The sequence below is a fragment of the Mesorhizobium sp. M0001 genome (assembly GCF_040324255.1).
Lineage (GTDB): Bacteria > Pseudomonadota > Alphaproteobacteria > Rhizobiales > Rhizobiaceae > Mesorhizobium.
The window spans coordinates 1-10,640 of sequence record NZ_JAMYVS010000032.1 but is presented as its reverse complement, the minus strand read 5'-3'; the positions used below and the strand labels follow the sequence as shown (position 1 = coordinate 10,640).

Annotated in this window: 9 protein-coding genes and 2 pseudogenes; all 11 read left to right on the top strand. The window is 56.7% G+C overall.

Translation table 11 applies throughout. From position 1 onward, the window contains the following. Positions 1 to 375 precede the first annotated feature (375 nt). Positions 376 to 1,365 (top strand): helix-turn-helix domain-containing protein, encoded by a 990-nt coding sequence (locus tag NKK50_RS31165; protein ID WP_352544369.1) that lies wholly within the window; start codon positions 376 to 378, stop codon positions 1,363 to 1,365. Between the two features lie 315 nt (positions 1,366 to 1,680). Next, positions 1,681 to 3,087, top strand: a complete 1,407-nt coding sequence (locus NKK50_RS31160; protein ID WP_352544368.1) for an amidohydrolase family protein — start codon at positions 1,681 to 1,683, stop codon at positions 3,085 to 3,087. 753 nt (positions 3,088 to 3,840) lie between these two features. Beyond that, positions 3,841 to 4,380 carry a gamma carbonic anhydrase family protein gene (locus NKK50_RS31155; RefSeq protein ID WP_352544367.1) on the top strand — a complete coding sequence of 180 codons (540 nt, stop codon included), beginning with the start codon at positions 3,841 to 3,843 and terminating at the stop codon, positions 4,378 to 4,380. A 47-nt stretch (positions 4,381 to 4,427) separates the two neighbouring features. After that, a pseudogene (locus NKK50_RS31150) lies at positions 4,428 to 4,865 on the top strand (transposase); the annotation flags it as partial. 117 nt (positions 4,866 to 4,982) lie between these two features. After that, a complete protein-coding gene (locus tag NKK50_RS31145) occupies positions 4,983 to 5,879 on the top strand; it encodes a carbon-nitrogen hydrolase family protein (protein ID WP_352544366.1) in 897 nt (298 codons plus the stop codon). 269 nt (positions 5,880 to 6,148) lie between these two features. Beyond that, the gene (locus NKK50_RS31140; RefSeq protein ID WP_352544365.1) at positions 6,149 to 7,750 is read left to right on the top strand and encodes an ABC transporter substrate-binding protein; all 1,602 of its coding nucleotides are present in this window, start codon (positions 6,149 to 6,151) and stop codon (positions 7,748 to 7,750) included. After that, a pseudogene (locus NKK50_RS31135) lies at positions 7,750 to 7,910 on the top strand (ABC transporter permease); the annotation flags it as partial. The gene NKK50_RS31140 and the pseudogene NKK50_RS31135, both read left to right, overlap by 1 nt. Positions 7,911 to 8,491: 581 nt before the next feature. Next, entirely contained in the window at positions 8,492 to 9,160 is a 669-nt protein-coding gene (locus NKK50_RS31130; protein WP_352544364.1) for an FAD-dependent oxidoreductase, read from the top strand. An 8-nt stretch (positions 9,161 to 9,168) separates the two neighbouring features. Continuing rightward, positions 9,169 to 9,618: a bacterioferritin-associated ferredoxin gene (locus NKK50_RS31125; RefSeq protein WP_352544363.1), complete on the top strand. Its 450-nt coding sequence runs from the start codon at positions 9,169 to 9,171 to the stop codon at positions 9,616 to 9,618. Positions 9,619 to 9,635: 17 nt separating this feature from the next. Next, complete coding sequence (locus tag NKK50_RS31120; RefSeq protein ID WP_352544362.1) at positions 9,636 to 9,761, top strand: hypothetical protein; 126 nt, start codon at positions 9,636 to 9,638, stop codon at positions 9,759 to 9,761. 44 nt (positions 9,762 to 9,805) lie between these two features. Beyond that, positions 9,806 to 10,018: a hypothetical protein gene (locus NKK50_RS31115; RefSeq protein WP_352544361.1), complete on the top strand. Its 213-nt coding sequence runs from the start codon at positions 9,806 to 9,808 to the stop codon at positions 10,016 to 10,018. Positions 10,019 to 10,640 lie beyond the last annotated feature (622 nt).

Genomic DNA, 10,640 nt, shown 5'->3' with positions numbered 1-10,640 from the left:
GCCTTGAAGCTGCAACGCGCCGTCCGCGCCCGCATCGGGGCAACCTCAATGCCTCGATGTCCGCTTGATCGTCACCAACTACGTCAAAGGCTCCCCGCAAGTATCGCAAAAACAACCTCTCGGCGGCATTCTGGTAAGGAGATGCGAGGCGGCCTCTCGCACTCGAAGTCAGGCTCATAGGCCTTAGAGATGCAATCGTCGCGCACGACGACGAGCATCGCGGCTAAGGATGTCCCATAGAACCCAATCAACGCTTCCCTCCGGCGAGTCCTCCATTCGGAGCTCCGCCCTTGTTTGGTACTCACTCGGTTTGACAACGAGTCAAAATCGACTATTTTGTTATAACACACTTACACTTCGGCGGAGCGAGAGAGTATGAATGCCCTTGAGCAGATCGCTTGGGCGAAGGAATTCGAGGAGGTCCGGGCGCCGCCGGAAATGGCTGGATTCGGGCGCCGCTGGATACCGCCTTCCAAGTATGCGGCGGGCCACGAAGACTGTTTCCAGATAGAGCTCAGCCTTCTGCTGACGACCAGGCGATTCCGAATGCGTGAAAAATGCCTCGAAAACCATCGGGGCACCGACCGCCTGGTGTTCCTCTATCATTTGGACGGACGCCGTACCATCTCCCCATCAACGGGCGAAGCAGTTAACCTGCAGAAGCCCACGTTCGTCGCCTACTTCCACCCCAAAGGCGTCGACGCGACAAATCAATGGGCCGCAAGCCAGTCGGAGACGGCGCTGGCTCTCGGCTTCGACCCGCAAGATCCGCCACGCGTGGTGGCCGAGTTTTCTGATCAGCTAACGGTCCTGCAGGACCTGTTGCACCATCCTGCCGGCCGATTTTCCTGGATCGAGCTTCCGCTCTGTTCGGAAATGGAGAAGATCGCAAGATCCGTCATATTTCGAAGCATCGGGCAGCGTTTTGTGCATCATTATGTCTCCGCAAAGGCCAAGGAGTTACTTTGCATCACGTTAGACAGTTTAATTTCACAGGATTGGGTAAAGTCTACGACCGTCCTGAGTATGAACGAGCAGCTGGAGTACATTAAAAACATTATTGACAGCGATTTACAGGGCAAACTACCCATCTGTAAGCTCGCAGAAGAATTAAACATCTCGCGCCGCAGCGTCAACAAGGCGTTCGCGGATCGGTACGGCATTAACACTCATGATTACCGGACTATGGTGCGCTTATCAAAGGCTGTCGATCTCCTCGTTAAGACCACAATGCCGCTGAAGATGATCGCCTACGAAGTCGGTTACGACTATGCTTCTAACTTTTGCCTGGCGTTCAAGAAACACTACGGCTTCACGCCCAAGGAAATTAGACGAAGCGGTCTATTGCAGCATACTGCCGAGTGATCTATTCGTTGAATTGCGCTTATATAACCGCGAATAATTGGCGAAGGTTCCGGCGGCCCGTTGGCGGGCGCGCTACAGGTTGCATAATCAACCACCGCGGTAAATAACTGTTCTCAATTCCCTTATCCGTTCTCCATGTGATGTGTATTTTGACCGCACGCGTGACATTCTCGTGCGGATTGGAAACTCGGGTGAGATGGAACCGTCTGTGATGCAGCAGTCCGCTGAAAATAGGTGTGCGATCGACGCCGCCGTTGCGCATAAGCAGCGCGTCTATGAACACTCAACCCCGCGTGGCAACGGGAGGAGCCGCTCATGACCGAACAAACACTCCCTGCAGTGTGCGACACCTTGATCCGCAACGGCTATCTGATCACAATGGACGCCGAGCGTACCGTCTATGCCTGCGGTGCTGTGGCGGTTAGCGGCAACGCAATTGTAGCGGTCGGTCGTGATGCCGATATCGCAGCGCGTTTCCTGCCGCGCCGGGTCATTGACGCCAAAGGCGGGGTGATTCACCCGGGCTTCATTGACTGCCACTGTCATGCGAATATTCATCTTTCGCGAGGGATCATTCCCGACCAGCCCGCTTCTCAACCCGCTCCCTTTTCGTTTTCCGACTGGACCAATCATCTCGAGGACGAAGACGAGTATATTCAGACGCAGATCGTTGGTCTCGAGATGCTACGTCACGGCTATACGTTCTTTCTCGAGCCCGGCACGGTGTACGAGCCGGATGCGGCCGCCGCAGCTGCAGAATCGGTGGGAGTGAGGGCAGGGCTCGCCGATCCTTATCTCTGGGACGTGAGCGACGGTCCGAATTCGCGGCCGTCAACGACGAGGCGGATACCAAATGATTCGAAGCGCGCCTTCAAGGTTCTCGGCGGGCAATTGATACGCAACAAGGATCCTAACGCGTTGGTGCGCGGTCATGTGGCATTCTATGGCGTCGCCTATTCATCGGAGGACCTAATGCGTGCTGCCAAGGATTGCGCCGATGCCCATGGCGTGACTTGCACTACGCACCACAACTTCGATCAGGATGACGCTAAGAGTAATGATGAGCGCGTTGGCGGCGGCCACAACATGGTATACTTTGCACAGCGCGGATTGCTGGGTTCAAACTGCCTTTACGTCCACATGAACGTCATCCGAGATGACGAGATCCCGGTCATTCTCGACTCCGGCATGTCGCTGGTGTGGCATCCTGGAAATTCAATCTATTACAACATCAATTCCAGCTTCAAACCCCGCATCCCGGAGCTAATCGAGCGTGGATGCAATGTCGTCTTCGGGGTCGACGCCGCAAAGATATGGACGTTTGGCGACCTCGAACTCATCGGATATTTGGATGCAAGACAGCATGGACATTACGTTTCCACGGCACGCATTATGGAGATGCGCACTCTTAATGCCGCACGTGCAGTCGGCCTCTCCGACATGATCGGGTCGATCGAAAGTGGCAAAAGGGCGGATATCATCATCAGAAGCACTGATGTCCCTGAAGTCTTGCCGGGCGTCAATCCCATTCAGGAATTGCTGCTATCGGGCCATCGCGCAACCGTTTCGACGGTGCTGGTAGATGGGCGCCTTGTGTTCCTCGATGGGCGCTCCACCCAGGTTGACCAGAATGCGGTGGTCGCGGCTGGCCGCGCTATGGCACGGCGTGTGCTCGACAGGGCAGGCTATATTCCGAGGCTTCCATGGAACGTCATCAGCTGATCGGCGATATACGACTCATGGCTCTGCCTTCTGTAAACCGCAACATCCGCGATTTAGGTTTCGGGGATAGCCAGCTTTCGCGGCGGTCAAGGTCGGACGCCGCCAGCTCTATTGCTCGACTGTTCGAAGGGTATCGCAACCAATTGCCCTTCGCGCAAAGGGCGCGAGGATACTTGCTCCATGGGGCTGGTAACTGAGCCTTCAGCTCAGAGCATGCCCTTGAGGAGATCAAGGACTTCTCGTCGAGACAGTGGTCACCTTGGCATGAGGGGATCAGCGTCCGCTCTTCCAGTCGGTGCGTGCGAAGGAATATCATTTGTCCGGGCAGCGGATGGCATCTGCGTCGGGGCTTGGCGTTCACATCGGAATGTCTGCTGACTCGCGTAAACCATGCCTACACGCGAAGGGCGGCCACCCCAGTCTCACCGGTACTTACTTCATGGAGATGTGCGTGGGCCGCCCCTATCCACGAACTTCATCAAGGAAAAACGAGCATACGAAACGGGTCGTAACCGAATTGGTAGAACCGGACCAACTCTGGGAATCGACCCTCAAGCACACAAAGGCGCTCAAAGCCCTTCCGCCAATGGCCATCGGCGTAACGCCTGATTTGTCTGACGACAGGCCAAGATCGAAAAGCTTTCGAGGCGGGCATCTGCAGGAGTGCTAACTCGAAACAACGGGCGACAGCTGCGCCTGTTCTTCGAAGCGCGGCAAAAGCGCCAGAGAGCCAGATAAATGGGAGAAGTGTTCATGTCTACAAAGCATCAGTCAGTGTACAATCTCGGTTCCAGCAAACCCAAGATTGCCGTTAGTGCGTGGATTGCGCCTTCCGCAACTATCGTGGGTGCCGTGACCGTCGGGCCGCAATCTGGTGTTTGGTTTAACTGCGTGCTGCGTGGTGATGACAATACGATCCAGATCGGTGCGCGAAGCAACATCCAGGACGGGTCGGTCATTCACATCGACCCCGGCGAATTCGATGTAGTCATCGGTGACGATGTCACCGTCGGGCATTCCTGCCTGATCCATGGTTGCCACCTGGAAGACCGTGCTTTCGTCGGAATGGCCTCGACCATCATGAACGGCTGCATCATCGAGCCAGATGGTGTTCTCGGAGCAAGCAGTCTCCTGACATCGGGCAAGCGGGTGAAGTCGGGAGAGTTGTGGACCGGATCACCGGCCAAGTTCGTCCGGATTCTGTTCGAAGAGGAGATTCGGAATTTCCGAAAAACCGCACAAAGCTACGTGCGCAAAGGTGAGCGTTTCCGATCCGAATTGAATCAAGGATAGCGTCAAAACATTGGGTTGGGAGAACAGCTATATCGGTCAGAACATGTACCTCTCTGCAAGGATACGGCGCTCACCAGTGGTTGGAGGAGAAGCATGGCGCCGGATCCCGCCGTAGGTGGCGAAAGCTACATCTGGCACTGCATCCCGATAGCGGCGAGATTATCGCCCATATCCTGACGGATCGCGGGATGAGACGGTAATGTGTCTCTCGTTGAGCCACTACTCAACCAAATTCGCGGTCCGATCGGACAGTTTACTGCCGACGGTGCCTGTGATGGAAAACCGATATACGACGCACGTTGATCATAGCGCGGCGCTGCCATTGTCACTCCGCCTCGCGCCAACGCGGTCGAACCAACAGAGCTGCCGGACCAAAGGACCAGTGGCCGCAATCAGCAGAGGCGGGGGAAAAAATGGCAGTTTACATCGGCTATGGCAAACGCTCGTTGGTCGAGACAGCAATTGGGGCGATCCGCGCTACCGTTTGCATAATCAACGATCACTGCAAATAACTATTTCTGGATTTCGCCGATCTATTTTCCATGCGATCCAAAGAGAGCCTGGCAGTGATCCAGTTAACTTGCCTTCATCAAGGAGACTACATGCCCCAAACCGTAATCGCCACCTGTGCGTTTCCGGGCACGTACGACGTGGACAAAAACCTCGACTTACACCTATCCTATATCAAGGAGGCTGCTAGTGCCGGTGCTTCCCTTGTCGTCTTTCCCGAGACGAGCTTGCAAGGCTACCCGGCGATCCTGGACTTAGAAAAGATTGAGGACGCTATCACAAAAGCTCAGCGCACAGCCGAGTCAGTCCCGGATGGCCCAACAGTGCAACGCTTAATAACCGCTGCCATGAAGCACAACATCCATGTTGTCTTTGGCCTCACTGAGGCTGGCAAGCAGCCAGGCATCCTATACAATACCTTGGTGCTCGCGGGGCCGCAGGGATATATCGGGTCGTTTCGCAAGGTCCATCTCACCCTCGAAGAGAAATATATCTGGCGGCCGGGCGAACATTGGCCAGTTTTTGACACGGCCCTTGGCAAAGTCGGCCTGCTAATCTGCTACGACAAATCGTGGCCGGAGGGGTGCCGAGAACTTACCCTTTCGGGGGCCGAACTACTGGTGGTAGGTTCCGCGTGGGCCGCAAATCCTGGCCACGGCGACCGCGAAAACAACTCCAGTGTGCGCAGGTACGACCTATATGACCGTGTGCGAGCTTTAGAAAACAGCCGCTGGCTCATCTCAGCAAATTTCGTTGGTGAACATGGTGGATCGCACTTTATTGGCTTCAGCCAGATTGTCGATCCGCTCGGCGGCATCGTTGTAAGCAGCGGACTTGACCACATTGGAGTAGTCACTGCGGAGATAAATATCCGTGCCGGCCTTGCCGGTGCTTCAGCGGTTTATATGGGGCCGCGCCTCATTAGGGACCGTCGTGCCGATACCTACAAGGTGCTCAATGGTGCCTTACCAGTCGTGGTGGACGGCTAACAGATCGCTTTCGGCGTAAGAAGCCCGGTTTGAGCGCTAAGCGGTGGTCGAACGCTTCAAGGATCGCAGCAACGATGAGCCACAAGAGACGCCTGAGCCATGCGGGAGATTGTCGCCGAAGGCGGAGAGCACGGCGTTGATTCGAACGCCGTGGCGGCCACTCAGAAAGTTCCGGCCCAGATTGCCATCGTTAGCATTGCCGGCGCTTCATAAGAATGTAGCCAGTGCTCTTAGATGAGCACCAAAAAACAAAAAGAGGAGAACAGAACATGACAGTCTCTAGACGTAACTTGATCAAGGCAGGCATGGCCGCCGGAACGGCCTTTATAATGCCATCGATCCTTCGGGCGCAGACATCACCAGATGACGCTCGGACGGTGCGCTGGGTGCCGGACGGTAACGTCATAGCGTTCGATCCCATCTTCTCATTGTCTGCCGCACAGCACGCTTTAGCGGTTTTTGACACGCTATTCGGACTTGATTCAAAAGGAATTCCCCAGCCGCAGATGGTGGAAAAGTGGGGACTCTCCGACGACAAGAAGACCTACACGTTCCAACTCCGCGAAGGTCTAACCTTCCATGATGGCAGCCCGGTCACCTCAGCGGATTGCGTGGCTTCGATCCGCCGTTGGTGCCAGGTGGACGCTGGTGGAAAACTGATCATGGCCAGGACCAAGGATATCTCGAAAGCAGATGACAAGACCTTCACGATCACGCTCACCAAACCGTTTCCGTTTCTAATAACGTCGCTCGCAGGGCAGTATTACCTAGCTATCATGCGTGAGGAAGACGCGAGCCGCCCTGCCACCGAGCAAGTCATCTCGAATATCGGATCCGGGCCGTTCAAGTTCAATGAGGCTCTAGCCAAGCCTGGCGCAAGCTTCACCTACGACCGAAATGAACAATATGTACCCCGCCAGGAACCGCCCGATGGGTTCGCTGGCGGAAAGGTCGTCAACGTCGATCGAGCCGTTTGGCACATTATTTCCGATCAACAGACCGCCTTCGCGGCGCTCCAAGCGGGCGAGGTCGATTTCATTCAACTACCAGCACAAGTACTCTATCCTATGATCGAGAGCGACCCCAACCTTGAATTGGAGCTCATAAACAAGGCGGGTGCAGACATGTACTTACGCATGAACTGCCTGCAAAAGCCATTCAACAACGTCAAGGCGCGTCAGGCGATGCTTCACCTGATCGATCAGGAGGCGACTATGCTGGCCGCCGGATTCGATCGAAAATACATCCGCCCTGTCACGTCAATATTTGGAAACAGTACCCCGTATTCCAACGAGGAAAACACGGAATGGTACAAAAAGGGAGGCGATCCGGAAAGAGCCAAGCATCTCTTCCAGGAGGCGGGATATGCCGGCGAAACGGTTCTCATTCTGCAGCCCACGGACTGGCCGCAGGCGAGCAACGCCGCGCAATATCTGGCGAACACTCTGCGAAAGATTGGAGTCAGTGCTGAGCTTGCGGCGAGCGACTGGGGCGGAGTTGAGAAACGCAGTTCAAACAAGGGACCGGTTAAGGATAGCGGCTGGAGCGTCTATATTAGCGACTGGAGCGATTCCAAACTTGGAAATCCGATCAGTACGCCTTTGTTCCTCGCCAATGGCGAAGATGCCTTTATTGGCTGGCCGAAGAACGATGAATACGAGGCGCTCCGGGCCAAATGGGGAGAGGTCGAAACTCTCGAGGAGCGCCAGGCACTGGCCCGTGAGATGCAGCGCCTCGCGTGGGACTTTGTTGGCACTATAATGCTTGGTCAGTCTCTTGCGCCAATCGCTCGCCGAAAATCTCTGAATGGTCTGGTTCATGTTCCGTCGGTTGTGTACCCCATGTGGAACATGCAGAAAGCTTCCGCTTGATGGGTGCCTACATCCTGCGCAGGACGGTCTCGACTATCGCCGTCATCGCGGTGTTCGGGATCTTCATCTTCCTGCTTCTTAGGCTGGCGCCGGGCGATCCGGCGGCCATTGTCGCCGGCGGTCGGCCACGGCGGAGATGATCGCCGGCATACCAGAGTACGCTCTTCTGACTTCTAGTTTGTACTTCCTTATCAATCTCACAGTCGATCTGGCGTACACCCTGATCGATACCCGTTATCGGCGGAGTTCGGCGCGAGTGCAAGCTATGTCTGAAATCTTCCCCAACCCAAACGAGAAACATATGAGCGTCGTAGACGAGCATTCGATGAACGCCATGGCGTTCGAGGTGTCGCCGAAACGATCGGCCTGCTGGTTATCGGCGCCGGGAGGTCCGGAATCGCGGCATCCCTGGAAGGCGCCCGCGCCGGCCTGCAGGTGGTTCTGGTTGACGAGAATCCGGTCGAGCCTTCGCTGATGGGTACCGATGTCCCGCTGGCGTTCGGACAAAGGATGACCGCGGCTGTGCAGAACAGGGGCAAGATGGTCGAGCAGGTCTTTCTCAACAGTCCCGAGGCGTTGGAGGCCGGGGTCGACGTACGCTTGGCCATATCGGCGTGGGGTTGTTTCCGTACAGTGAAGAGTCACGCGAATTCCGGGGCTCGTGGTCGGTCTGGAAGACGGCGAGAAGTCCTGGCTGGCTCGCTGCGATCATGTGGTCGTAGCGTCTGGCAGACGTGACGGATGCTCGGCTTCGACGGTTGGGATCAGCCGGGGATCATGGGCGCGCACGCGCTGCGCTGCCTTCTGCGTAAGTACCAAGCCAGCTCATCACGCAGAATCGTCATCCTCGGTTCCGGCGACCTGGCGCTCTCCACGACGCTCCAGGCCCTCGGTCACGGGGTTGAGATCATGGCTGTGTTCGAGCCCGGATCTGAGGTTGAGGGCACCGATGCGCCCCGCGCAGAACTGGCGGCGAGAGGGGTCGAGGTCGCGACGCAGCGGGTCATCAAGAGCGCTGATGGCGGAGCCGACGGGGTGACCGCGATCACGCTCATTTCGCTGGACAGCAAAGGCAGGCCCGTCTCCGGCACCGAAGCCAAAATCGAATGTGACACCGTCTGCCTCGCCGTCGCGACAACCCCCAACATAGAGCTACTGGCAGCCGCTGGATGCGACGTCCGGTTTGACGACCGTCTGGGCGTCTGGGAGCCGGTGCTGGTTGACGGCGCTACAACGATCGATCGCGTCCAGGCAGTGGGTAGTTGCTGCGGGTCCGTAGACGCCGAAGGCGCTGTGGACCACGCCCGGTCTGCCGTGACCCGGATCGTTTCCGGTACGGACGTGTCGGTGCCTTCTGGCCAGATGTATTCCCCGCCCGCCAACCACGGCTCTACATATCTCGACCGCTGACGGACGCTTTGTTCAAAACCGGTGGGCTCGACGTGTTAGCATGTCGGTGCGAAACCGTTACCCGACGCCAACTGCTGGATGTGAGTCCTCCCGCGTACCTGAACGCGCGCACCGGCAAGAGCTGCCAGCGCAATCTCCAGACTTTGCTGAGGGATGGCATGCCGCACCCCGACCAGATAAAGCGCCTGACCCGCAGCGGCATGGGCGAGTGCCAAGGACGCCGCTGCCGTGAACAGACCGCCATGCTCATTGCGCGAGCCGCTGGACTTCCGCTCGGGAGGCTTCCCTTGGCTAGCTACCGCGCGCCAGTCCGCCCATTGCCGCTCGGGCTATTCGGCAACGTGACTGAAACGCCGGAGATGGCGCACGGCTGGGACTCCTGGTTCGGGATTCCGACGCAGTTCTTGCCTTTTTGGGAAGTCGATAGCGACAAATCCGAGCGGTCCGGCAAAGGCTAGCATCTGTAGGAGACGAAATGAGAACTGGCAAATCTGCGCGCATCGTCGTGGTGGGCGGCGGCGTCACGGGACTGAGCACCGCGTGGTGGTTGCAGGTTGCCGATCTCTTCACGATGTTGCCGGATTTGCAGAGGGCACTTTGAAGGGTGTGGCGGCGGCGTCAGCGAAACTTCCTTAATGTGAGAGCATGAATTCCAGCGGTCGCGTGGAGTGCACCCTTGATGAGGCAGAAAAAGTCGCGGACAGTTTCCCTACAAGGAGAGGAAACTGGGCATTGCCGGACGGGCAAAGAGTTACCGATGAGGACCAGCTGGAACTTCTCCAGCGCATCGAGGCGGATGAAACCGTCAGCAAGTTGGCAGCTGAAGTTGCCATCCGTCGACAACCGCTTCACGAGTAGCGTGATCACCTCAGGCTTCCTAGTAACCTGAAGTTACGACTGCGCGGTCGACCGGCCAGATCGACGGCAGGAGTTGACCGGCTACGCGGCCACACAGCGCAGCCGATTTGCCCACACCCTCCGGAAAGGCACTTTCTCAAGGCGAGGCCGGGTCCGGGAACTGAGATACGCATCTGAACCGTTGTAATAGAGATCCTCGAAATGGCCCTTATGGAGTTCGCCATATTCGTGCCCGACAGTTCAGGGTGCTATTGCCGTTTGCGATCTAAGGAACCAGCATATCGGCAAAGTCAGCAGAAATGGTCGGGTGGTTGCAGGTCTCCACGGCTACGACAGCCGCTCACAGGTCAAGACGGCAATGGGGCGACCCGCGCTACCGCTTGCATAATCAACCCCCGACGCAAATAACTATTTGTGGATTTCGCTGATCCATTCTCCATGCGATCCATCGGCATCAACGCATGAGCATTCTCTTGCTGCTTGAACTCTGGGCTGGTTGGGTGAAATGGAACGGGTAATGATGCAGCAGTCCGCAGAAACCAAGTCTACGATCAACGACGCCGTTGCGCATGAGCAGCGTGTTTATGAAAGCTCAAACCCGACGAGCAGACAGAAATTTGAG

Coding starts and splice junctions, on each gene's coding strand:
- NKK50_RS31165 (WP_352544369.1), top strand. CDS start 376: ATGAATGCCCTTGAGCAGATCGCTTGGGCGAAGGAATTCGAGGAGGTC.
- NKK50_RS31160 (WP_352544368.1), top strand. CDS start 1,681: ATGACCGAACAAACACTCCCTGCAGTGTGCGACACCTTGATCCGCAAC.
- NKK50_RS31155 (WP_352544367.1), top strand. CDS start 3,841: ATGTCTACAAAGCATCAGTCAGTGTACAATCTCGGTTCCAGCAAACCC.
- NKK50_RS31145 (WP_352544366.1), top strand. CDS start 4,983: ATGCCCCAAACCGTAATCGCCACCTGTGCGTTTCCGGGCACGTACGAC.
- NKK50_RS31140 (WP_352544365.1), top strand. CDS start 6,149: ATGACAGTCTCTAGACGTAACTTGATCAAGGCAGGCATGGCCGCCGGA.
- NKK50_RS31130 (WP_352544364.1), top strand. CDS start 8,492: ATGCTCGGCTTCGACGGTTGGGATCAGCCGGGGATCATGGGCGCGCAC.
- NKK50_RS31120 (WP_352544362.1), top strand. CDS start 9,636: ATGAGAACTGGCAAATCTGCGCGCATCGTCGTGGTGGGCGGCGGCGTC.
- NKK50_RS31115 (WP_352544361.1), top strand. CDS start 9,806: ATGAATTCCAGCGGTCGCGTGGAGTGCACCCTTGATGAGGCAGAAAAA.